At 59.5% G+C, this 22,814-nt stretch carries 25 protein-coding genes and 1 pseudogene; 15 read left to right on the plus strand and 11 right to left on the minus strand.

Features of this window, described 5'->3' with window-relative positions:
• Positions 1 to 121 precede the first annotated feature (121 nt).
• From HYI44_RS26930 to HYI44_RS26975, 10 genes are all read left to right on the plus strand, one after another.
• Positions 122 to 1,222: a hypothetical protein gene (locus HYI44_RS26930; RefSeq protein WP_122837593.1), complete on the plus strand. Its 1,101-nt coding sequence runs from the start codon at positions 122 to 124 to the stop codon at positions 1,220 to 1,222.
• Positions 1,223 to 1,264: 42 nt separating this feature from the next.
• Complete coding sequence (locus HYI44_RS26935; RefSeq protein ID WP_225570961.1) at positions 1,265 to 2,545, plus strand: biotin carboxylase; 1,281 nt, start codon at positions 1,265 to 1,267, stop codon at positions 2,543 to 2,545.
• Positions 2,546 to 2,572: 27 nt separating this feature from the next.
• The gene (locus tag HYI44_RS26940; RefSeq protein ID WP_122837595.1) at positions 2,573 to 3,067 is read left to right on the plus strand and encodes a RidA family protein; all 495 of its coding nucleotides are present in this window, start codon (positions 2,573 to 2,575) and stop codon (positions 3,065 to 3,067) included.
• Positions 3,068 to 3,149: 82 nt separating this feature from the next.
• Positions 3,150 to 3,617, plus strand: a complete 468-nt coding sequence (locus HYI44_RS26945; RefSeq protein ID WP_225570962.1) for a cupin domain-containing protein — start codon at positions 3,150 to 3,152, stop codon at positions 3,615 to 3,617.
• Between the two features lie 202 nt (positions 3,618 to 3,819).
• Positions 3,820 to 4,464 (plus strand): glutathione transferase, encoded by a 645-nt coding sequence (gene yfcF, locus HYI44_RS26950; RefSeq protein WP_122837597.1) that lies wholly within the window; start codon positions 3,820 to 3,822, stop codon positions 4,462 to 4,464.
• Between the two features lie 29 nt (positions 4,465 to 4,493).
• Positions 4,494 to 5,834: a KamA family radical SAM protein gene (locus HYI44_RS26955; RefSeq protein ID WP_122837598.1), complete on the plus strand. Its 1,341-nt coding sequence runs from the start codon at positions 4,494 to 4,496 to the stop codon at positions 5,832 to 5,834.
• 24 nt (positions 5,835 to 5,858) lie between these two features.
• Positions 5,859 to 6,734, plus strand: coding sequence for a branched-chain amino acid aminotransferase (locus tag HYI44_RS26960; protein ID WP_225570963.1), 876 nt, complete (start codon positions 5,859 to 5,861; stop codon positions 6,732 to 6,734).
• Positions 6,735 to 6,752: 18 nt separating this feature from the next.
• Positions 6,753 to 7,508: a TauD/TfdA family dioxygenase gene (locus tag HYI44_RS26965; RefSeq protein WP_225570964.1), complete on the plus strand. Its 756-nt coding sequence runs from the start codon at positions 6,753 to 6,755 to the stop codon at positions 7,506 to 7,508.
• Between the two features lie 67 nt (positions 7,509 to 7,575).
• Positions 7,576 to 8,535 (plus strand): diiron oxygenase, encoded by a 960-nt coding sequence (locus tag HYI44_RS26970; protein WP_225570965.1) that lies wholly within the window; start codon positions 7,576 to 7,578, stop codon positions 8,533 to 8,535.
• 15 nt (positions 8,536 to 8,550) lie between these two features.
• Entirely contained in the window at positions 8,551 to 9,351 is an 801-nt protein-coding gene (locus HYI44_RS26975) for an N-acyl homoserine lactonase family protein (protein WP_225570966.1), read from the plus strand.
• Positions 9,352 to 9,443: 92 nt separating this feature from the next.
• On the opposite strand, the gene HYI44_RS26980 is transcribed toward HYI44_RS26975, so the two are convergent.
• The 5 genes from HYI44_RS26980 to HYI44_RS27000 all read right to left on the minus strand — a co-directional run bounded on the left by HYI44_RS26980 (position 9,444) and on the right by HYI44_RS27000 (position 15,031).
• The gene (locus HYI44_RS26980) at positions 9,444 to 10,865 is read right to left on the minus strand and encodes a PLP-dependent aminotransferase family protein (protein ID WP_225570967.1); all 1,422 of its coding nucleotides are present in this window, start codon (positions 10,863 to 10,865) and stop codon (positions 9,444 to 9,446) included.
• 340 nt (positions 10,866 to 11,205) lie between these two features.
• Complete coding sequence (locus HYI44_RS26985; protein WP_225570968.1) at positions 11,206 to 11,910, minus strand: hypothetical protein; 705 nt, start codon at positions 11,908 to 11,910, stop codon at positions 11,206 to 11,208.
• Positions 11,911 to 12,141: 231 nt separating this feature from the next.
• Complete coding sequence (locus HYI44_RS26990) at positions 12,142 to 12,642, minus strand: DUF6622 family protein (RefSeq protein WP_225570969.1); 501 nt, start codon at positions 12,640 to 12,642, stop codon at positions 12,142 to 12,144.
• 161 nt (positions 12,643 to 12,803) lie between these two features.
• Positions 12,804 to 14,318 (minus strand): sensor histidine kinase, encoded by a 1,515-nt coding sequence (locus HYI44_RS26995; protein WP_225570970.1) that lies wholly within the window; start codon positions 14,316 to 14,318, stop codon positions 12,804 to 12,806.
• Positions 14,315 to 15,031, minus strand: a complete 717-nt coding sequence (locus tag HYI44_RS27000) for a response regulator transcription factor (RefSeq protein ID WP_122837607.1) — start codon at positions 15,029 to 15,031, stop codon at positions 14,315 to 14,317. Before HYI44_RS27000 ends, HYI44_RS26995 begins: the two co-directional genes overlap by 4 nt.
• A gap of 151 nt (positions 15,032 to 15,182) precedes the next feature.
• Between HYI44_RS27000 and msrB the strand changes: the two genes are divergently transcribed.
• Together msrB and msrA are read left to right on the plus strand one after the other, a co-directional pair.
• Positions 15,183 to 15,707: a peptide-methionine (R)-S-oxide reductase MsrB gene (gene msrB, locus HYI44_RS27005; RefSeq protein WP_225570971.1), complete on the plus strand. Its 525-nt coding sequence runs from the start codon at positions 15,183 to 15,185 to the stop codon at positions 15,705 to 15,707.
• 24 nt (positions 15,708 to 15,731) lie between these two features.
• A complete protein-coding gene (gene msrA, locus HYI44_RS27010) occupies positions 15,732 to 16,436 on the plus strand; it encodes a peptide-methionine (S)-S-oxide reductase MsrA (protein ID WP_225570972.1) in 705 nt (234 codons plus the stop codon).
• Between the two features lie 2 nt (positions 16,437 to 16,438).
• Here msrA and HYI44_RS27015 read toward each other — a convergent pair whose 3' ends face one another.
• From HYI44_RS27015 to HYI44_RS27030, 4 genes are all read right to left on the minus strand, one after another.
• Complete coding sequence (locus tag HYI44_RS27015) at positions 16,439 to 16,936, minus strand: GNAT family N-acetyltransferase (RefSeq protein WP_225570973.1); 498 nt, start codon at positions 16,934 to 16,936, stop codon at positions 16,439 to 16,441.
• A gap of 161 nt (positions 16,937 to 17,097) precedes the next feature.
• Positions 17,098 to 17,352, minus strand: coding sequence for a Txe/YoeB family addiction module toxin (locus HYI44_RS27020; RefSeq protein WP_122837611.1), 255 nt, complete (start codon positions 17,350 to 17,352; stop codon positions 17,098 to 17,100).
• Positions 17,349 to 17,603 carry a type II toxin-antitoxin system prevent-host-death family antitoxin gene (locus tag HYI44_RS27025; protein WP_082069261.1) on the minus strand — a complete coding sequence of 85 codons (255 nt, stop codon included), beginning with the start codon at positions 17,601 to 17,603 and terminating at the stop codon, positions 17,349 to 17,351. The genes HYI44_RS27020 and HYI44_RS27025 overlap by 4 nt, the downstream gene beginning before the upstream one ends.
• Positions 17,604 to 17,877: 274 nt before the next feature.
• The gene (locus tag HYI44_RS27030) at positions 17,878 to 19,791 is read right to left on the minus strand and encodes an alkaline phosphatase D family protein (protein WP_225570974.1); all 1,914 of its coding nucleotides are present in this window, start codon (positions 19,789 to 19,791) and stop codon (positions 17,878 to 17,880) included.
• Positions 19,792 to 19,894: 103 nt separating this feature from the next.
• Here HYI44_RS27030 and HYI44_RS27035 point away from each other — a divergent pair.
• A pseudogene (locus HYI44_RS27035) lies at positions 19,895 to 20,029 on the plus strand (two pore domain potassium channel family protein); the annotation flags it as partial.
• A 53-nt stretch (positions 20,030 to 20,082) separates the two neighbouring features.
• Complete coding sequence (locus HYI44_RS27040) at positions 20,083 to 20,451, plus strand: PH domain-containing protein (protein WP_122837613.1); 369 nt, start codon at positions 20,083 to 20,085, stop codon at positions 20,449 to 20,451.
• A 210-nt stretch (positions 20,452 to 20,661) separates the two neighbouring features.
• Here HYI44_RS27040 and HYI44_RS27045 read toward each other — a convergent pair whose 3' ends face one another.
• Positions 20,662 to 20,943 carry a DUF3077 domain-containing protein gene (locus HYI44_RS27045; RefSeq protein ID WP_225570975.1) on the minus strand — a complete coding sequence of 94 codons (282 nt, stop codon included), beginning with the start codon at positions 20,941 to 20,943 and terminating at the stop codon, positions 20,662 to 20,664.
• Positions 20,944 to 21,653: 710 nt separating this feature from the next.
• Here HYI44_RS27045 and HYI44_RS27050 point away from each other — a divergent pair.
• A complete protein-coding gene (locus HYI44_RS27050; protein ID WP_225570976.1) occupies positions 21,654 to 22,157 on the plus strand; it encodes a hypothetical protein in 504 nt (167 codons plus the stop codon).
• Positions 22,158 to 22,398: 241 nt separating this feature from the next.
• Here the strand turns inward: HYI44_RS27050 and HYI44_RS27055 are convergent, their stop codons facing one another.
• Positions 22,399 to 22,728, minus strand: coding sequence for a hypothetical protein (locus tag HYI44_RS27055; protein WP_225570977.1), 330 nt, complete (start codon positions 22,726 to 22,728; stop codon positions 22,399 to 22,401).
• Between the last annotated feature and the right edge of the window lie 86 nt (positions 22,729 to 22,814).

A 22,814-nucleotide genomic window follows, 5' to 3' on the forward strand; every position in this document is an offset into this window, starting at 1 on the left:
GTTCGATTCTATACGAACTTGCTCTGATCAAGACAAGTGTCTCTCTCTACCATCACCTTACAGTCTTTCCTGATTGTCGGCGTTTTTTGCTCGCACAATCATTTGGTTCCAGAGGTGTTGCATGAGTATCGAGACAACGGCCGCCATCGCCAAACCGGTGATCAACATCCGTCTGTTCACGATCCGGATCATTACCGCCGTGTCGTTGTTTGCCGTGCTGGGCAAGGCCAACGTCTGGCTCGACACCGCCACCAACAGCATCCTTGCCCTGGGTTATCGGGCGTTGTTATTGCTGCTGCCGTTGACGTTGCTGGTGCTGGGCCGTCGTTCCCTGAGCGTCACCCTGCTGTGCGCCGCCCTGGGGTTGGTGCTGCTGGCCGTCACCAGCAACCAGGGCATGGTGATGTTCGCTGCGGCGCTGTTTGCCTATGGCATCGCGATTGCCGGTTACCTGATCAAAAGCGAAGCGGCCCAGACCAAGGAGGGCGCAGCCTACAACCGGGTGGCGATGAACATGGGCAGCCTGCTGGCCGGGCTGATCCTGCTGTCGCCACTGCTGACCCCGCCCCTGTTTTTCCTCGGTGCCGCCAGCTTTGTCCTGCTGTGCGTGCCCATCGCCATGGGCGCGACCTTCACCACCCAGTCAGCGGCAGCCAGTCCGGTGACACAGGACGGCAGTGGCTGGCGCAACAAACTGCCGTGGGCGATCGCCGGCATCATCATGGGCATCAAGCTGTTTGGTGTGTTCTCGATTCTTCCGCAAGCGATCCTGCTCGAAACCGGTGAGTTGCCAGCGTGGTACGGCCTGATGCTGATCCTCAACAGCGCGGTCGTGGTGTTCGCCCAGGTGCCGGTGATGAAACTCATCGAGCGCACGGGTCGCTTCAAGGTACTCGCGGTGATCGGAATCATCGTCGCAGGCTTTGTGGTGCTCTCATCTCCCGCGGCCTTTCATGTGGAAACTGTGATCGGCGCGTTGATCTGGGTGGCCTTGCTGTCCATCGCCGAGTGCGCCTTCAGCTACCTCGATTACTTCTCGGTCAAGCAGAACAACATGTTCGTCAAGGAAGTGTCCCTGGGCGTCGGCGCCGGGCTAACGGTGCTGATCATGCGGGTGGTGCCGGCGCCCTACAACGCCTTGTTGCTGGCCGCCATCGGCGCGGGCGGGATTCTGGCGTGGTACTGGCTCAACCGCACATCCAACGCGGCGCTGCACGACTGAGCCATTGCGGTTGCTTTTTTTGCTTCACAGTCAGGAGGTTTCATGAAGACGACGTCATGCGTAGTAGTGGTCGGGTACAACGGCAACCGGGTTCACGATATCCAGAAGCTGCGCGACCTCTGCAAGACGCTCTACAACGCAAGGCTGATCCTGGTGGTCGAGCGCATTGCCCCTGATGACGACCAGGTGGCGGACCACGTCTGCAGCGCTTCACTGGCGCCCGAGGATGTAACCGATTCCCTGGAACTGGTGGTGGGCTGCCTGGCGGTCGATCGCTGGAAACTGATCGGCGTGCTGCCGTTTTCCGACCGCGGGGTGTTGCTCGGCGCGGCCCTGGCCAGTCATTTCGGACTCCCGGGTATCACGCCCAACGAAGCACGGGCGGGGCTGGACAAGCAGATTTTCCGCAAGCTCGAAGCCACCTCCAGCAAGGCTCCCGAAGATTACCGGCCAGTATTTTCAACCCGTGTCGAGAGCCTGGCAGAACTGCGCCAGCGGGTCGTCGAACTGGGTGGCAGGGCGTTCATCAAGCCCGCCTGTGAAGGTGCCAGTCGCGGCTGCCGGGTGATCCATCACCCGTCCGAATGCGACGAGGCATGGCAGGCACTCAAGCCTTATCGCAGTGGCGGCATCGTGCTTGAAGAATTGGTTCGCGATGCTCGGGAATACAGCTGGGACTATGTGGCCGGCAGCACCTGGATCACCGAGAAAACCACGACCGAAGGCGCCTTCCGGGCCGAGATCCAGCAGGTGGTGCCTGCGCCGTTGCAGGGTGATGCCCAGGCCCGCCTGGCAGCGGCGGGGCGGCACATGTCGGGGCTGGTCTCCTTGGACAACGGTGCCTACCACAACGAAATCTTCCTGCGCGCTGACCAGCTCACTTCGGCGGTGGAAACCAACATGCGCCCTGGCGGCATGCACATCTGGGACCTGGCGCGCATTGCCTTTGTCGACTTCGACCCATGGGAGCGCTGGGTAAGGTGGGCCGTGGAGGGCCAGTGCGAGCGACAGGATCCGGTCGCGCGGGGTTACTGCGGCATTCGCCTGCTCAGGGCGCCGGGCGGTGGCCTGTTGCGTGACCTGCCAGACATTGACGCCGTGGCGCGGATGCTCGGCATCGAGTTGGTGGCGGCCGTGTATGAGCGGCGCATCGGCGACTCGGTGTCGGCGCTGGTCAAGGACAACACTTCATTTATCGGCCACATCGTCCTGTTCAACAAGGACTACGAGCAGCTCACCAGTGACTTGTTGCGCCTGGCCGAGGCGGTTGAAGTGCGCATGGAAGTCGCCTGCCTGGCGCCGCCCGCCAGAGCGATGGGCTGAACACGATTTGATTGAGAGGTAATACCCATGTTTGAACAGACAACCTGTGATGAGCGCTTCCTCACCCTCGCCAAGGAGTTGGGTTACGACATCTACGGTGAAAACACCGCCGGCGGCCACTACGCGCCGTTGGTACGGCACCATGATGAGCTGTATATCAGCGGCATGGTGCCGCGCATGAATGGCAAGATCCAATACCCCGGACGGGTTGGCCTGGAGCTCAGCCTCAGTGATGCCCAGGCAGCCGCCAGCATCAGTGCCATGCGCGGGCTGGCGTTGATAGTGGATGCCATCGGTTCGCTGGATAAAATCAAGTCGCTGGTGCGGGTCACTGTGTACGTGAAATCCACCGCGGACTTTGTCGACCTCAGTGAAGTGGCCAATGGCGCATCGGACGTCTTCAGTCATGTGCTGGGGGATGCGGGTAAACATACAAGAACCACAGTTGGGGTTTATCAGTTGCCAAAGAACGCGGCGGTGGAAGTGGACATGATCGCAGCCTTGCGGCCTTCTGCGTTATAAGCTCGGCGTGTTGGGTTTACAGTGTCGATGGCTTCACCTACTGTTCGGTGAATTGACGTCGACATCAAGTTGGAAGGCGCGAATGGATAATGTTCAAGGTGCTTTTTTTTCATATGACGAGTTTCGCCAGAGTTTGCATCAGCCGCCCCAGAGTGCGCGGGTATGGACGAGCGATAAACTTGCCACAATGCGCGAAAGTCTTGCGGCCAGCGAAGTCGACATCGTCGCATTGGCCCACGACAACAGCCTTGAAGGCTGCAAGTTGACACCGGGTGTGGCGGTGTCCATGCAATGGTTGAAACCCGGCGCTGTGTTGAATGGCCACGCCCATGGCTGGTGGCATCTGTTTGTCATACAGGCCGGCAGCGGCCTGCTGACCATGGGCGAGGGTGACGAGGTGCGAGCCAGCACCGGCGACGTCCTGCTGGTGCCCGCCTGGACCCGACATGGCTTCGTCAACACCAGCGCCACCGAGTCGATGGCCATGCTCAACATGAGCAACATGCCGCAATTGGCGTTGCTTTCCAGTATGGCCAACGCAGTGAGCTGAGCCTCGACAACCCCCATATTCTGTTTGCTGTCCTTACGGGAGTCCGCATTAGCCGACTCCCTTTTTTTGTTTTTGGATTGCCCGTCGCGCGTCTCTGTATCCGTATAAACAGATAATTTCTGTATCTGTTCAGTGCATGAGCAACTATCTAGCATCGACTCCAGTGCAACGGATTAATAGTCTTGATGCAAGGGAGTGGTCCATGGAAAGTGCAAAGATAAAGTTGTACGTAGGGGCGGATTTTGTCAGTGCTTTTGCCATGTCGGCATTTGTGGCGCTGAAAGAAAAACAACTTCCGTTTGAATGTGTAACCCTTGATTTGAAAAGTAGAGAGAACTATCAGGCGAGTTATCGAGACCTGTCGATGACTTGCAAGATACCTACCCTGGTCCATGAAGACTTCGCGCTTTCAGAGTCTTCGGCCATTGCCGAGTACCTGGACGAAATAGCGCCCGAGGGCCGAAAACTGTTCCCTGCAGACACCCGGCTGCGCGCCCGGGCCCGTCAGCTTCAGGCCTGGTTACGCAGCGACCTGCTGATCATTCGCCGGGAGCGTCCGGCGGATCTCATCTACTTCGGAACAAAAGACACGCCCCTGTCCGAGGAGGCCCTGGTGGCCGTGGACCGATTGTTCTTCGTGGCCGATCGCCTGCTCAAAGGCGGCGCCGATCACCTGTTCGGTGACTGGAGCATCGCTGATACCGACCTGGCAATCATGCTCAACCGCCTGCTTGCCAATGGCGATCATGTGCCGGCGCGACTTGCCGCCTATGTTCGCCGGCAGTGGGACCGCGACAGTGTGCGGGCGTGGATGGACATCGAGCGCACAGCGCCGGCTGCCCAGTAACTCGCCAGGAATTCATCGGGAGCGCTGCCATGCAGGGAATGTCGGAGCTGCACAGATACAAGCCCTATAACGCCCGGACCATCCGCGAGACGCCGTACTGGCACAGGCTCACGCCAGCGTTACAGGAAGCCATGGACGTGGTCGCGCGGGTGATGCCGTTTCGCACCAACGAATACGTGCTGGAAACATTGATCGACTGGGACAACATTCCCGACGATCCGATTTTCCGCATGACTTTCCCCCACCCGGACATGCTGTTGCCGAAGGAGTATGCGTCGCTCAAGCAACTGATCGAGCAGGACGACGCTGCGGCCATCAAGCGCCGAATCGAAGCAATCTGGCTGCGCATGAACCCCCATCCGGCCGGCCAACTGACCCATAACAGCGCAAGCCTGGACGGTAAAGTCCTGCCGGGCATTCAGCACAAGTACCGGGAAACCGTGCTGTTCTTCCCTGGCGCCGGCCAGACCTGTCACGCGTACTGCACCTTCTGTTTTCGCTGGGCGCAGTTTATCGGTGAAGAAGAACTCAAGTTCAACGCCCGTGAGTCCCAGGAACTGGTGAGTTACCTGCGGGTGCACACCGAAGTCACTGACGTGCTGATCACCGGCGGTGACCCGATGATCATGAACACTCGCTCGCTGGCCGGTTACATCGAGCCGCTGCTGGAGTTGCCGCACCTGCGCAGTATCCGCATCGGTACCAAGTCGGTGGCTTACTGGCCGCAGCGGTTCGTCAGCGACAAGGATGCCCCCGAGCTGCTGGCACTGTTCCGGCGAATCGTCGCGGCAGGCAAGCACTTGTCAGTGATGGGGCACTACAACCACCCGGTCGAGCTGCGCCAGGACATCGCCCGCCAGGCCGTCGAACGCATTCGCTCCACCGGCGCCGTGTTGCGCATGCAGGCGCCGGTGATCCGCCATATCAACGAAAACCCCGCCGATTGGGCCGAGCTCTGGACCGAAGGCGTGCGACTTGGCGCGGTGCCCTATTACATGTTCGTCGAGCGCGACACCGGCCCTCGTCATTACTTTGCAATGCCGCTGGCCCGGGCCTTCGAGATTTTCCAGGCGGCCTATCGCAGCGTGTCCGGGCTCGCCCGCACGGTGCGCGGCCCCTCGATGAGCACCTTCTACGGCAAGGTTCTGATCAACGGGATTGAAACCGTGGCCGGAGAAAAAGTCTTCGTGTTGCAGTTTCTCCAGGCCCGGGATCCGCAATGGGTGCTGCGCACCTTTCATGCGCAATTCGATCCCCACGCCAGCTGGTTCGATGACCTGCGCCCAGCTTTTGGCGAGCGGCGATTCTTCTTTCAGGACGAGCCGCTGGCTGCACCCGAATTGATACCGGTCCTGCTGGAAACGGCATAGGACGATTCATCAGGAGACATGGACATGAGTGGCATCCCGTTTGATCAGCGCGAAGGGGTTATCTGGCTCGACGGCGAGTTCGTCGAATGGTCCCAGGCGCGCTTGCATGTGTTGACCCATGGTTTGCATTACGCGAGCACCGTGTACGAAGGCGAGCGTGTGTACAACGGCAGAATCTTCAAGCTGCGCGAACACAGCGAGCGGTTGTATCGCTCGGCACAATTGATGGATTTCGTGATTCCCTATGAGCTGGCCGAACTGGAATCGGCCAGCCATGAACTGCTGCAGCGCAATCACGTGGTCGACGGATACGTGCGGCCGGTGGCATGGCGTGGCAGCGAAATGATCTCGACTTCGGCCCGCTTCAATCGCGTGCACCTGGCGATCGCCTGCTGGCAATGGCCGAGTTACTTCGACCCGGCAGGGCACATGGGCGGCATTCGCCTGAAGACCGCCGACTGGCGCCGGCCGCCCCCCAGCAGTAGCCCGTTCGAAGCCAAGGCTTCGGGGCATTACCAGATCGCCACCCTGAGCAAGCACGATGCAGAAAACAACGGCTTTCACGATGCGCTGATGCTCGACTGGCGCGGCCATGTCGCCGAGGCCACCAGCGCCAACGTGTTCTTCGTCAAGGACCGGACGCTGCACACGCCGCTGCCCGACTGCTTCCTCAACGGCATCACCCGCCAGACCGTAATCGAATTGGCCGGGGCACTGGATTACCAGGTGGTCGAGCGCACGATTCTTCCTACTGAGCTCAGCGACTTCGAGGAGTGTTTTCTGACGGGCACCGCTGCCGAAATCACCCCCGTGCGCAGCATTGACGAGCAGCGCTATCGCCCGGGCAACGCCTGTCGCGAATTCATTGCCGCCTACACCGCCACCGTCAACGCCGGATAAACCGCCAGGAATCTCACCATGTCCGATCAAGGGATTGCATTCAAAACTGATGTTTCACTGGGCCACCGCCACGAAGAATTGGCAGCACGGGGCTGGACAGTACTGACCGCCGACGAATTTGCCGATGACGTGGTCGGCACCCTGCAGCAGTTCGGTCCGATCATTCCGCAGTTCAACGGCCAGACAGCGTTCGCGATTACGCGCAAGCCGGGCTACGAAGACCTGCCGTACTCCCAGAGCATGAACGGTATCGGCCCGCACACCGAGGCACCGGTCTATGCTCCGCCGCCACGTTACCTGGCGTTGCATTGTCATCAACAGGCGACCTGCGGCGGCGGCCACACGGGCCTGGTCGACGGCTACCGGTTCCTGGCATTGCTGGAACGCACCGAGCCGCAGTTGCACCAGTGGCTCGTCGAGACGCCCGTGGAGTTCGTGGCCACGGCCAAGCCCGGGGAAGCCGCGCAACGGCGGGTTCAGGAATACATCCTGACGCCGACGCCAGACGGCGACATCTTCCGTTTCAGCTACAACCAGTTTCACTACGGCGACGTCAATCCCTCCAAAGAAGATCTGCAGCAGTCGCTGGTGGCCAACAGCACCTCGCCGCTGGCGCGGTTCGCGGTGCTGGGGGAAGCGTATTTCCTGGAGCACAACACCCCGGTGTTGATCCCGAACGGCTGCCTGCTGATTTGGGACAACTGGCGGATGATCCACGCCCGCAGTCGTTACACTGACCCGGCGCGCAACCTGACCCGCTACTGGCTGGCCTGATTTTTCCGGTGCCGTTCATTTTATTTGCGTACCCCTGGGTGGGTACGCGTCCTACAGGTAATGCGTTATGCAAACAGCCATCGAGATCGCCAAAGTCGATCATCAATTGATCGTGCGGCTCAACCAGGCATGGACCAAACGAGCCACGGTGTGTGCGCCGGACAAGTGGCAGGCCGGCGAAGCCTTCGACCCTGCGCGTCCGGATTACCCGGAGTGCATGGTGCCGTTTTTTCATCACCCGAAATTCCAGGCCCTGAGCGAGGAGCTCAAGAGCAGCGTGCTGACTTGGGGCTGGATCGGCTACAACCTGCGCACGGTCACGGCCGAAGAACATGTGGTAAACCCCGCATTGAGCGTCATCGCCAATCAATACCTGGGGCAGCATGACTGGCATTTTCGCGAGGCGATGCAGCAGACGCTGATCGACGAGCACTACCACACCCTGATGCACCTGCGCGCGATCGAGCGCACCCGGGTCGACCGCGCGCTGGACCAGACGCTGGACTTGCCGCCGTCGGTGACTTATCTGCGGCTGCTGGCCCTGCGCGAAGCATTGCCCGAACAGTGGCAGCGGGACCTGGCCTCGATCACTTTTGCAGTGGTGGCCGAAATCAGCGTCAATGCCTACCTGGATCTATTGGCGGACGACCAGAGCATCCAGCCGCAAAACCGTCGCGTGGCCGAGCTGCACAATCGTGACGAGTATGCCCACAGCAAGGTCCTGGCCGAGGTGGCCAAGGTCATGTACGGGAACATGCAGCCGCCGCAGCGGGAATTTTTCGCCCGTACGTTGTCCGTGGCCCTGAGTGCGTTTGTCGCCCAGGACTACTCGATGTGGGAAGCGATCCTGACTCAACTGGGGGTTGAGGACGCGGCGCTGATCATCGCCGACACCCGTGAGAGCAACCGTAATGCGACCATCATGCGCGACTACAGCGGGCTCCTGCGTCTGGCCGAGGACCTGGGTATCACCGGGCAAATCGATTTCGACTTCCGGCCGACGCTCAAGACCGCATCGGTGGCCTGAATCAGGAGTTGCGCCATGTCCGTTCCCGAGTACGAAGTGTTCGCCATCCGTGTCGGTGCCAATGCCCAGCGCACGGCACGGGAGAATTTTCTGTACGACGCCTGTTGTGGTGATCCTGACGCGCCGATGCCGCTGGATTATTACTTCTGGGTGATTCGCCATGAGCAACGCGTGATCGTGGTGGATACCTGTTTCCAGCCGGCCACCGCAGATCGGCGCAACCGTCAGATGTATCGCCTGCCGGAAGAGTCACTACGCCAGCTGGGGGTTGATCCGGCGCAGGTCGACAACCTGGTCCTGACTCATCTGCACTGGGACCATGCCGGAAACCTGGGTTTGTTTCCCAAGGCCACCGTGCACCTGCAGGAGGCGGAACTGCGCTTCTGCACAGGGCCGAAAATGGCCCATCGCACGGTGAACAAAACCTACGAAGTCGACGACGTGATGTCGGCGCTGCCGCCGCTGTTCGAGGGGCGCATGCGTTTGCACACTGGCACCGTCGAGGTCGCCGCCGGCGTGACCCTGCATCCAGTGGGCGGGCACACGCCGGGCAGCCAGGTGGTGCGGGTCAATACCCGGCGCGGTTGGATTGTGCTGGCTTCGGACGCTGCGCATTTGTGGGTGAACATTCGCCAGCGCAGTCCGTTTCCGATTATCGATGACCTGGCGCAAACGCTGGAAGCCTTCAACGAGATCGAGCGCCTGGCGGACGGCGAGGAGCACGTCATCCCTGGCCACGACCCCCTGATCGCCGAGCGTTTTGCGCATTGGAATGATGACCCGCACATCATCTGCCTGCACGAAAACCCCAGCTGAAAAACGCATTGGGGCCTGCACCTGAACCCGACCTGCAACACAGCCCTCGTACGGGTTACGTATACACCCCAGGTATCTCCATCAAACCGGCTTCACCTCTGGTTTTTCAGGAGTAGTCCCAGGGTCGCCACCGCCTCCTCGATCCTCGGCGTGAACGGCGCGCCACACGCGATTCTCAGGCAGTGCCCAAACCCCGGCCCATTGGAAAAGATATCCCCAGGCAAAATCTGAATACCCACCTTCAACCCCTCATGAAACAAACGCATCGAGGCATACCCAGGCGGCAATTCCACCCATAACAGGGTGCCGCCCTGCGGCTCGGTCACGCGGGTGTCTTGGGGAAAATGCCGCAGGATCGCGGTGTGCATCTGCTGGCGCTGCTGGGTCAGGGTGTTCCTCAGTCGGCGCAGGTAACGTTCGTAGGACGGCGTCTTCATGAACGCACTCACCGCCAATTGCGACAGCGCCTCACACCCCCTCGACTGGCTGTGCTTGAGCATCTCCACCCGGTCGTGCCAGCGCCCGGCACTGATCCAGCCCAGGCGCATCCCCGGCGCGAGGGTCTTGTTCAGCGAGGCGCAGTAGATCAGGTTGTCGCTGCGGTCCCAGTGTTTCAGCGTGGACAACGGTTGCTCGGTGTCCACCAGGTCGCCGTAGGTGTCGTCCTCGATCAGCACCGTGGCGTGCTCGGCGCACAGTTGCACCAGTCGGGCCTTGTGCGAGTCGGGCATGATGCTGCCCAGGGGGTTTTGCAGATTGGGTATCACGATCACGGCGCAGATCCGTTCAGCACCTCGTAGTAATTGTTCCAGGGCAAACAGATTGATCCCGCAGTGCGCCGTTGCCGGCACCTCGCGCACCCGCAGATTAAGGCTTTCGAGAATCTGCAGCAGGCCGTGGAAGGTTGGCGACTCGACGGCAACCGTATCACCGGGCTGGGTGACGGCGCGCAGGGCCAGGTTAAGCGCCTCGGTGGCGCCGTTGGTGATCACGATCTGCTCGGCGCTCAGGTGGGTTTTGCTGGTCAGGGCGCGGCGAGCGAGGATGTTGCGCAGGGCGAGGTTGCCGCTGGTGGGCGCGGTGGTGCCCAGCAGCTGTTGATTCTGACGCAACGCCTTGACCATGTGGTCCTGCAGGGTCTTCAGCGGGTAGAGCTGCGGCGCGCAATAAGGGTTGGCGAAATTGACCTTGATCGTCGCTCGCTGGCTCGCCTTGAGTACCGACGACACCTGTTGGTGAATGCCGACGTATGCATCGGCAGCCAGCGGCGGCGGTGGCAGGGGGTGGGGCAGGGGTTCCGGCTGGCGAATATAGTTGCCCGAGCGCGGACGCGCCTCCAGCACCCCCTGGCCCTCCAGCTCCCGGCACACCTGCACCGCAGTCGACAGGCTGACCGCGTGCTTCTCCATCATCAGGCGGATCGACGGAAAGCGTTCGCCGGTTTTCAAGGTGCCGCTGCGGATCGCGTCGAGGTAGTGATTGGCTAACTGACGGTACAGGGGAAGTGTGTTCATGCAGGCCTCAGCAGTTGCACCACTGAGGTCGGGGCTGAACAGTGAGTAGACGCTCCCCGCAGGCGGACCCATGGTGCTCGAGGGTTAAGGGAAGTGTTAGTGCTGATTCGATACTGGAACAGTAGTCGCGGACTTGCCTGAATCGCAGGCAATAAAAAGCCCCGCACAGGGGCGGGGCTTGGGAGAAACACGAGCTGGCGAAAAAGCCTGCAGCTTGCTCGCGCTTGAGTGGGCAGCACTCAAAAAAGAAGCCGTGCTGCCACTATTACGCGGCCGCTACGCAATCCAGGGGGCGCGAGCTCCCGCGCCACGGGGAGGGCGCTGCGCTGCGGGAGGTGTGTTACTGGGCAGCGATGCTGAAGCCATCGAACGCTGTCTGTTGCTGCAGCGCAGTGATGATGTTCTTGCGGTTGACCGCCTGTTCAGTCCCGGCGTTGTCGAGGAAGGTTTCGCTTTCCAGCTCCGCTTCATCGCCTTCACCGACGAACGCAAAACCGAGGAACTCCAGCGCTTGGCGATCAACGTTCAGGCGCGAACGCGGCGTGCGCAGCGGCAAGGTGACGCTCACGCCGTCCTTGCTGATGGTGAACACTTCGACTTCTTTCTTAGCCCGCACGGTCTTGCCCTTGCTGCTACCCGGATTGCTGATGGCCTGATGAGTCTGGTTCAGCACTTTCAGCGCCAGGCCGTAGACGATTTCCTGGAACGCAGGGTCGTCCTTGAAGCTGGACAGAATGCGGCTGATCGGGAACTTGCTGCTGAGGTCTTCCAGTGCCGCGATATCAGCGGCCTCGGCGTCCTTGAGCTGCTTGAGTTCGCCCATCAGTTCGTAGGCCTTGTCATCGTCAAAGCTGTCGTGAGCCTGGCGGATCGCGGCACGCAGTTCGCGGATCTGGTCGCTTTCACGGGTCGACTGGAACGAGTCCAGGACCATCTCGGCGATAGTCTTGGCCTGTGGCAGGTGTTGTGAAAGATTGATGGAGTTTTCGTATTCCGCTTTGGACGACAAGGTGACTACGGATTCAGCGGTATTGGAATCGGACATTGAAATTTCACTACTTCTTTTAACTTGGGATGAGGCGAGAAAGCCCGGGGCCTTTTCAGGCCGCCTAATCTATTGGACCGGCGTCGTGTTGTCACGGACGAACAGGCCAGCGGCCAAAACATCCACCTCGGTACCCTGTAGGAGCGAGCTTGCTCGCGATGGACGTGAACGAAAAAGCGGGGAGCCTGACGCCCCGCAGCGCTCTCGGGTTTTTCGCGAGCAAGCTCGCTCCTACACGTGTGCCGCCTTGAGGCCGCGAAACACCTGATAAAACCTGATCGAACGCCCGCAGAACAGACCGCTGGCAATCCCGGACGCGCAGGCCTTGAGCAACATGAATGGCAGCGTGTTGGATTGTTGCGGGTGAACCTCGGCCTCATAGCCGAAGTAGTAATTGACCGCAAACAACAGCAGATAGAGTACCAAGGTCTTGCTGGTACCGGGCAGGATCAGCCCGGCTCCCGAGGCATCCAGCCTGACGTCCTGGCTGGAAAAAATCAGCAGGGCAGCGGCGCTGCCCACCAGTACGGCGACCAGCCAGAAGCCCAGCGATAACACCGGATGCAGCACCAGATTGAGCGAATACAGGGACCAGGCGAGCAGGATCGGCGGCGTGATCAGCAGCGAGATTTTGCTTTCCCGGGTGGGGGAGAGGGCCTTGATCCCGAAATAGCAAAGCAGTACGAAGAGCGCGTAGACCCACGGCGGGGTATTTTGCAGGGCGTTGAGCATCTTGACGTGTCCGTGTCGAAAAGCGAGCGTGGATATTAGCCCTGTCGGGTTCTGTGCATTGGCCTATTTTCACGCGGGGCGGTGAACTATCCGAACGTGTCTTGCCCGCCTGAGAGCCCTGTGGGAGCAAGGCTTGCCCGCGATGCAGGCACCGCGTTCCGTCAGACCTTTCCCGGCGTATTCAGATTCATCGACCGCACCGCCAATTGCGTGGCAACTTCCTCATCCACTGGCAACGAAAACACCAACGTCGCCCCTTGGCCCGGCACATCCAGCAAACGAATCTCGCGGCCATGCAACTGCAGAATCCGCTGCACAATTCGCAACCCCAATCCGCCATCCCGCCGCGCGCCGCCAATGTTGAACGGCCGCAGAAACAACCCCTCACGCAACTGCGCAGCAATCCCCGGGCCGCTGTCACTGACCGTGATCTCGACGAACCCGCCCTGCGGGACCAGGCTGATGCTGATGATTCCACCCACCGGCGTATGGCGCAGGGCGTTATCGAACAGGTTGGTCAGCACCCGCTCGATCAGCCCCAGGTCGGCAAACACCCCGGACACCGTTGGCGCAAAGTTGGCCTTGAGTTGCACCTGGCGCGCTTCGGCGGTCAGTTCGAACTTCTGGAAAATGTCCTGCACCAGGTCGGTCAGGGAAAACCGCTCCAGCACGGGCTGCACAAATCCATGCTCCAGCCGCACCAGCTCCAGCAGCGACTGTGCCAGCCCGCCAACCTTGCGGCTCTGATCCAGGGCGATGCCCAGGTAACGGCGGCGGTCGGCCACCGACAAGGTCGCGTCCTTGAGCGACAAGGTTTCCAGATAACCATGCAACGACGCCAGGGGCGTGCGCAGGTCGTGGGAGATGTTCGCCACCAGCTCGCGCCGCTCCTGGTCCTGGCGAGTCAACGAGCGCCATTGCTCGCTCAGGCGCGCCTGCATCTGGCGGAAGGCGGCGTCGAGTACGGCGATTTCGTCATGGCTGGCGGCTTTTTCCACTGGTGCCGGGGGTGTTTGCGGCATGCCATCGATATCGAACTGGCTGACGTTCGCGGTCAGGCGCCTCAAGGGCCGGGTGATCAGCGAGAAGGCCGCGAGACCGGCGATCAGGCATAGCAACGCCACCAGCCCGATTGACCACAGGGCTGTGTTCAGCGCCGCGCTGGTGGCGCCTTGTTCGGCTAAGCGGTCATGTTCCTCGCCGAGCAGCACCACATAGAGGTAGCCAACCGGCTTGCCATCGACCTTCAACGGCGCGGCACTGAACACCTTGCGTGCATCGGCGCTGCGCGGGTCGTCGCCCAGTATCGGCAGGGCATCGCCAGCGAGCAGGCGCTGGATGGGCGCCAGGCCCACCTGCTCGCGGCGAATCCGCCCCTCCGGTGCAGCGCTGCCGACGACCCGACCTGCAGGGTCCAGCAGGTACACCTCGACGCTGGGGTTCACCAGCATCAACTGGCTGAACAGGTTGCGCACCGCATCGGGCATCAGGCCCTGGCTGTTCATCAGCACCGTGTCATTGGCAATGTGTTGCGCCAGATTCCTCGACAACCCCTGTACCACTTCCTGCTCATGCATCTGGTTGGCGCGCACCTGCATCCACGCCGACGTGCCGCAGCACACCAGCAGGAGCACGGCGAACACCAGTGACAGGCGTTGTGTCAGGGTCAGCTTCATGGCTGGTCCTCTTGCGCCGCGAACTTGTAGCCACGCCCCCACACCGTGAGGATGCGCACGGGCTGCGCCGGGTCGGCCTCGATCTTGGCCCGCAGGCGATTGATGTGAGTGTTCACCGTGTGCTCGTAACCCTCGTGGCTGTAGCCCCACACCGCATTGAGCAAGTCCATGCGCGAGAACACCTTGCCGGGTTGGCGGGCGAAGAAGTACAGCAAGTCGAACTCCCTGGGCGTGAGGTCCAGGCGCCGGCCATCGAGGGCGACGTCGCGGGTGATCGGGTCAATGGAAAGGCCATCAAGGCTCAGGCTGCCGGCGTCCATTTTCAGGTTGCGCGCCATCGCATCCACTCGCCGCAACAGCGCCTTGACCCGCGCCACCAGTTCGAGCATGGAAAAGGGCTTGGCCAGGTAATCGTCGGCACCCAGCTCCAGGCCCAGGATCCGGTGCATTTCACTGGAGCGGGCGCTGGTGATGATGATCGGCGTGTAGCGCGCCATCGCACGGGCGCGGCGGCAGATTTCCAGCCCGTCGACCCCGGGTAGCATCAGGTCGAGGATCAGCGCATCCCAGCCTCCCTGCTGCAGCATGCGCATGCCTTCGTTCCCGTCCGCGCAGTGCACCACCTCGAACTGTTCATCACGAAGATGCAGGCAGATGAGGTCGGCAATATGCAGGTCGTCCTCGACCACCAGGACGCGTTTGGTCTGTTCCATCAAGCTTAATCCTTCAGCGCAGTGCGGGTAGTGTGCGGGTTTTTCGCCCGTCGAGTTATCACGATTTATTTAACTCTCCGTGAGGATTTGGCGATCACACTCAGCCTAGGCTGTGTTCCATGAAAGGCCCCCTGGATTTTTGGAGACGAGCATGTTTTCACGACGGCAGTTTCTCGTAGCGAGCGGCGGGCTGGGGGTTGCAGCCCTGGCGGTCGGTGTATTGCCCAAATTTGCCGGTCGCTGCTCATTCATTGGCGATTTCATTGACGATGCCAATGCCGCAGAGGTCTTCGAAGTGACGCACAGCGACAGTGAATGGCGTGCCCTGCTGAGCGACGAGCAATACGAAATACTTCGCGAAGAGGGCACTGAGCGCGCCTACAGCAGTGCGCTGAACGATGAGCACCGGGACGGTACGTTCGCCTGTGCCGGTTGTGACCTGGCGCTGTTTTCCTCGGCCACCAAATTCGACAGCCGCACCGGCTGGCCGAGCTTCTGGGCGCCGCTGGACAACGCGGTGGGCATTCGCCAGGACCGTTCATTCGGCATGGTGCGCGAGGAGGTGCACTGCCGACGATGTGGCGGTCACCTGGGGCATGTCTTCGATGACGGGCCCCAACCCACTGGCCAGCGTTACTGCATGAACGGCCTGGCGATGAAATTCACGCCGGCTTGATCTTTCGTTTCGGGAGCAAGACCCATGAAATTATCCTTCACCTGGCGTCGCACACTGCTGGGCCTGGCCGCTGCTGGCGTTATCGGTCAATGCTCGGCCTTCTCACTGGGCACCGGGGACGCAGTGGTCATTCCACCTCCGGCACTCGACCCAACCACCCAGGCCCGCAGTGAAACCGCAGTATTTGCCGGCGGCTGTTTCTGGGGCGTGCAGGGTGTGTTCCAGCACGTCAAGGGCGTGAAAAAAGCCGAGTCGGGATACGCCGGCGGTAGCGCCGATACCGCTCGCTACGAGCGAGTGAGCGACGGCAACACCGGGCACGCGGAAGCTGTCGAAGTCACGTTCGACCCGACTCAGGTCAGCTACGGCACCCTGCTGCAAATCTACTTCTCGGTGGCCCACAACCCCACCGAACTCAATCGCCAGGGGCCGGACAGCGGCACTCAGTATCGATCGGCGATTTTTATCCGCAGCGGCGAGCAGCAAAAGGTCGCCCAGGCGTACATCGCCCAGCTCGACGCCGCGCATTCGTTCAGCAAACCGATCGTGACCAAGCTGGAAAGTTACAACGGTTTCTACCCGGCTGAGGATGAACATCAGGACTTCCTGACGGAACATCCCACCTATCCCTACATCGTCATCAACGACTTGCCGAAAGTGGCGCAGTTGAAACAGCTGTTTGCGGATCGATACCAGGAGAAACCGGTGCTGATCAAGGGCGGGTCGTAACCTTAGGCCTGCACATCGGTCAGGCGCTTGCCCATTTCGAACGCGCGCATTTCAAACCCCAGTTCTTCATAGAGGCGCTGCGCCGGCGCGTTGAAGCCCCACACGGTCAAACGCAAATCCGCCGCGCCCTGATCGAGCGCCCAGGCTTGGGCCTGCGCCATCAATGCGCGGCCAACGCCCTGGCCTCTGGCCGCCTGGTCAACACAGACCGAACCGATGCGCCCGACTCGCTGCGGTTGCATCAGCGAGCCCTTCGATTCGGTGGCTTGCACGGTGATGAAACCTATCACCGTCGCAGCCTGTTCGGCGAGGAACACCGCGTGATTTTCGCCCTCCAGGCTTGGTCGCCAGAAGTCACTGTCGCGGGCGAAATCCCCGGTAGAGGGTGCGTAGATGTCCGGCCGGTGCTGGTGGTGCAGGCTGTTGAGTTGCTGGCCCAATCTGCAAATGGCCAGCAAATCCTGGGAAGTGGCTCGGCGGTAAAGGGTAGGGGAAGTCATTGGCTGTCCTTGGCGTGTTGATGAAGCGAGATGCTCGACGCAGACACTAAACATCGTCGCTCTCCCTGTCGATCAGGTCACCGCGCAGACTAGTGCATGCCGGGCTTGACTGGCTACTGCTTGTCCCATCGCTGCATGGCGCATTGCCTACCTAGCCAAAATCAGTAGTGATACCGGCACATCACGACCCGAAGCTCTCCGTCCTCAACTGAATATACGAGGCGATGTTCTGCCGTGATTCGCCGTGACCAAAAGCCGCTCAAATTGTGTTTGAGCGGCTCAGGCTTCCCAAGTCCGGTGAAAGGCTCGCGCTGAATTGATTTGATCAGCAGGTTGATTCGCTTGAGGCCTGCCTTGTCATTGTGTTGGAACCACAGACAGTCGTCCCAACCTTCAGGAGTGAACTCGATATTCATTCTTCAATGAGTTGCCTGGCTTTGGTTTTTCCTGCGCGCAAATTGCCGATCGATTTGATCAGGCGCTCGGCATTGGCTGGAGAGCGTAGTAAATATGCCGTCTCCTCCAAAGCGTTGTATTCCGCCAGGGACATCATCACCACCGGCTCACCTTTTTGACGAGTCACCAGCAGTGGGGCACGGTCTTCGTTCACTCGATCCATTGTTTCGGCCAAGTGCGCTCGAGCTGTCGTGTAGTTGATGGTTTGCATGTTGTAGTCCTCGCCTGAAGCAAAGAACGTACAGAAATGAGTACAGGATGGCGAGATAATACCTCTGAGTGGTCGCTACGCAATCGGTGCATTTGCGTATGAGCTGAGTATCACCCGATAGCCGCCGAGACGTTTCTGCTAGTGATGTAGGCCTTTTCCGATAAATGCGCCATCCTGCATTCCGCCAGGATAAGGTCGGTTTCTGACTGGGACGCTCTTACATATTCCTTTGTAGGCGTGAGCCTGCTCGCAGTACAGACGACCCGGGCCCCCGTCAGTCCTCTTGCGGCGCCACCATCCGCGTCTTCGGCAGGCCGTTTGAATTGTGTTGATAAATCGCCTGGGGCTGACCCTGTTCGTTAAAGAACACCTGCCCGATCCCCGCCGAATTCCACAGCCGTTCACCCGCTTCAGCATGCTCCGGCACATGCGGCACAATGCGCATCAGCCGGCGCTTGGTCAGCCAGTTCAGCGGCGAGCGCGGTGAGTAGAGCCAGCGGTTGAGCCGGTCGAACCACTCCAGCAGCCTCGGCGGAAACTCGTTCTTGATGCCACTGCTGGTGACCTGCCAGATGCGCGGCCCACCCTTGCGGTGTCGGATAAATACCTCGTAGACGAAGGAATAATGCACATCCCCCGACAGGACCACGTAATTACCCGGCGTGCGCGAGTGTCGGAAAATATTCAGGATCACCTGCGCCGCGCCACGATGGGCCATCCAGTTTTCCGCATCCACCAGCAGCGGAAAACCGCACCAGCTGAACACTTTCTGCACCGTCTCGATCAGCTTCACACCAAAGATCGGCGCCGGCGAGACGATGATCGCCGAGGGGTGATCCAGCAGTTCCTGCTGCAACTCGCTGAGCGCTTCCCAGTCGAGCAAGCCCGAAGGCTGCTTCAGCGTCATCTCGCTGCGCCAGCGCCGGGTGCGGGTATCAATCACCACCAGCGCCGGGCTGGTGGGCAGCACGTAATGCCACTGCTGAAACTTCAGCAGGTCATCGATCAGGTCGTCCTGCACCGGGCTGTCCAGGTAACGGTCCTGCCCGGTGGCGCTGAACTGTGCCGTTTTCCTCAGCAGATCCTTGAACGCGTCCGGGTTATTGCCCCAACCCTGACACAGCATGTAGGCAATCAACGCATTGCCGATGATCCGCTTGGAGAACGGATGCCCGTAGGCCGTTTCCTCCCACTGCGCGGAGAGGTTCCAGTCATCGGTAATATCGTGGTCATCGAAAATCATCAGGCTCGGCAAATGCGCCAGCGCCCGGGCCACACGCCCCAAGCCAGCTTTGAAACCATCGATGCGCGTCTGCTCCAGCGCATACCGCTCACGGCGCTCTGCAGTCAGCACCGGCGGCTGTGGCGCAATCAGCGTCCAGGCCGTCGGCGACCACACCAGCAGGTACATCGCCATCACCTCGGCAAACGTCACCAAATGATTGTCGGCGCTGCTGCTGGTGAAAATCGGCTTGCGAGCCCCACCGAAAAATCGCTCACGCAACGTCTCGTTGCTCTCAAGCGCCGGTAACAAATCCGCTCGGTGGTAATAACTGGCCGGGTGCTCATAAAGCCTGGCGCTGTCGCTGACCACCGCGCCTTCGAGGTGTTCCTCGAACAGCCCCAACCGCTCGATCAGCGCATGAATCGCCCGCAGCGTCGGCCCGGCGACGTCGTCGGCATACACCTGGTCGCCCGTCATCATCAACAGCGCGGGACGTTGCTGCGGCTCGTGTTCGGTCGCCAGCAACTGATCGACACAGAGCAAACCGTCGGCAGCAGGATGATGCGGCTTGCGGCAGGAACCGTGCAGCAACTGATCGACCCGCGAGCGCAACACAAAATTCGGTCGCAGCGCGCCGCCATACAACAGATGCGGCGCCCAGTCGGCAATGCCGGCGCCGTCAATCAACACGTCATATTCGATCAGCGTGTCGCAGGGCAGGGCGCTGTCGAGGGGCACATCGATCAAATGCACGAAAGCATGGCTGCCCACCGCAATCACCGTGCACTGCGTGGCATCGAGGCGGATGTCGGCGACACCCTGCACACGCAGGGTCAGCTCCAGCTCCCGCGACCCCACCAGCCACAGCACCAGCCGCGTGGGCTCCAGGCGCCGCAACAGCGGGCCGGCGAGAACCGGTGGCAGGGAGTGAAGATCGGCGGTTGGTGGCAGCGGTACGGACATCCGGTCAAGGCTCTTGGTGCGCAGAGGCGGGCGATGATAACGCAGGTGGCGGCGGACAGCGAAAGCATCGCGGCATCGCCGCGGACACTTGTTGCGGTGCCGCGTGCCCAAACTCGGCGTATCGCGGATCCTGGCGATCCTGCCCGGGTTCAATGGCGTGTTGATGACCGCGATATTTGCGGCGGTCAGCGTTCGGGCGATTGAAGTGGCGGTGAAGGCCACGGCGGGGGAGGAGTAGGTAAGCCTGCGGCAACATGCTTAGATAGGCATTTAAACCATAGGGAATGGCACATGATCGACTTCAACAACAAAGGCTTCTTCAAGCTCAAGCAAAACGACGAATACGCCGAACGGGTTACCGCACTGCTATTGGAGGGGGAGCAGGTCATCGACGCCTACAAATCCATGCGCGACGGCGTGGTGTTTACCAACAAACGCATCATCGCAGTCAACGTCCAGGGGCTGACGGGCAGCAAGAAAGACTTCACCTCATTGCCGTACAAGAACATCGTGGCGTACTCGGTGGAAACGTCGGGAACCTTCGATCTGGACTCCGAACTGGAGATCTACTTTTCGTCGCTGGGCAGAGTGAAATTCGAATTCACTGGCCGCACCTCGATGGTGGAAATCTCCAAGTTGATTTCCCAGCACCTGCTCTGAAGCGGGTGCCCCCCGAAAAGCCGGGGCCTGGCACCATTCGCGCCCGACCCCGAACCAGCGGGAGCCCCACTGCACACCTCTAGCCCCCAGCAGACAACCAAAAATCCAGACCCCAAACACCATCCCTGTGGGAGCGGGCTTGCCCGCGATAGCGCCAGATCATCCACGACAAACCCAAATGACCCAGCACCATGGCAAGCCACCCTCAGTCTAACCCCCAGAATTCCCCCGCTCCCGCATCAAAACCTTCACCGAATCATCAACCAGCGCCTTACCCATAGCCACCAGATAATACGCAGCCCAAGCATGCCGCCCATTGTCCTTCGCATAAGCCGCATCCTCAGTCAGCGACTTGGCAAGGCTAAGAAAATCAGAAGCCATCGATAACGCATCAGCAATGGGCACGCCACCAATGACGTGAAACATCGCTTGATTACCGAGGTAGATCGCGGGGGTGAAGCCGATGGTTTTGAGTTCTGGATTGTCGGTCATTTGCCACCTCCGGAGAGGGAGATGCAGTGGCCGAGGGTGGATGGTGGGGCGTTACGCAACTGGGAACAGCGTAGAGGGGAAAGCCAAATTTTGTACGGATTGATGCTGCGCATGATGAAGCTCCAAGGTTGGAAAACCGAAAATCCAGTAAACCGGCACGCCCGAAGACGTCCCACGCACAGCCGCCATAGATCACGACTGCGAGAGTAAAAACTCCTGCAAANAGCGTAGAGGGGAAAGCCAAATTTTGTACGGATTGATGCTGCGCATGATGAAGCTCCAAGGTTGGAAAACCGAAAATCCAGTAAACCGGCACGCCCGAAGACGTCCCACGCACAGCCGCCATAGATCACGACTGCGAGAGTAAAAACTCCTGCAAACGTGAGTAAGGCACTGATGCGCTTCCAGATTTGATCGGGTTTCCAAGCCCGGTCGCTGAGTTGGCAGCGACGGCGGAAGGGTATCGCGCAGGCCCTTTTCCTGCAACCTTTGAAAACATCCTGTTTGAGGCACAATCACTGGAAACTAGCCAGCTTAGTAGCAGTAAAGATGTAAATTGTTTAAGAGCTTTCCGATATCTGTTTCGGCATTTTTAATGCAGGCAGTACTTAAAAAGTGCGTTGCGCATTTTTGTACTCAGTATGAGCGAAATTTGGCAGAGATTTTTTATTTTGAGGCTATGATAATAAGTTAAATGATCAGGGGGTTTTATGGACGTTAGCATATCTAATATTGCTAGGTTGTTTAGCAGTAAGCATGTCGGGCAATCAAAAATTAGCAAGCTAGAGGGAGGATTAATACAAGGAAAAAATAATGTAGATAAGTTAGAGTGTGCCATCAAGTCTAACTACCACCAAATGTTTGGCTTGTCGCAGGTAGATGCATTGAAGTTTTTAGAAAAAACAGAGTTGCAGCTAGATAAAACACGTGCTAGAGCAGCAAGTTTCCGAGATACTGTTAATAATGAATATCACAAAAAATCCGTGCAGAAAGATAGATCGCTGAAAAATGTTTTGACGAGAGCGGAAGGGCTAGGCGCGAAATTACAGACTTGTAAAGTGGAAATTGAGAAGGCAATAAATTCAAGAGAAAAATATTCAGTTGAAAGCCGTATGCCGGCTTCCAGCGATGCACAGCAAGCGCGGGCAGATAAAAACAAGCAGTGTGCGGATCAGCGTAAATTGGATGTCAAATATAATAATTCACAACGTTAAAAATGTAAGTTTTTAGGGGGGTAGGTCCTTTGTTAGACGATTCTGCAGAGGGTGATGGAAGACCAAATCTTTCCATGGGTTGGTACGCTAAGTGCGTCGTTTAAAATCGAGCATTCAGTATCCTCGATTAATTGCATTGTCTCGACTAAACCTTGTACACGTAATTCAGTTGCATCTCGATCCGCGTGCGCGACGCCGTGGCAAGCTTGGGCTTTGTAATTTTCGGTTGATTTTTTGGCGCTCAATAAATGTCCTTCAGGTAGTTCTGCAGCAAGAGCAGCGGCGCTTCCAGTTGGTGCAAAGTCTGCGCGCCATAAAAATCAACCGACAGCCTCTGCAGTTCGCGCCCCAAGGGTTTATCCACGCCCCCCAAGGCATCCAGTGCCAACGCCAGGCATTGGTTGACCCTCAACTGGATTACAGCGACATCCGCCTGGCGCACCAGTAAACCAAAAACCTCGCGCTCGTAATCGCTCATGATCGGATCATCGCGCAGAATCGGGCTCGAGTCCTCCGACTCATGCGCGAGCTTCAGGCAAAACAGGGCTACGGTTTCCAGGAGCAATTCCATGAGGGGAATCCTTGAATTCTTTACCGGGTGTGGGAGCGGGGCAAGAAAGAGCAAGATCAAAAGATCGCAGCCTTCGGCAGCTCCTA

Source organism: Pseudomonas sp. Y24-6 (genome assembly GCF_020295325.1).
GTDB lineage: Bacteria > Pseudomonadota > Gammaproteobacteria > Pseudomonadales > Pseudomonadaceae > Aquipseudomonas > Aquipseudomonas gregormendelii.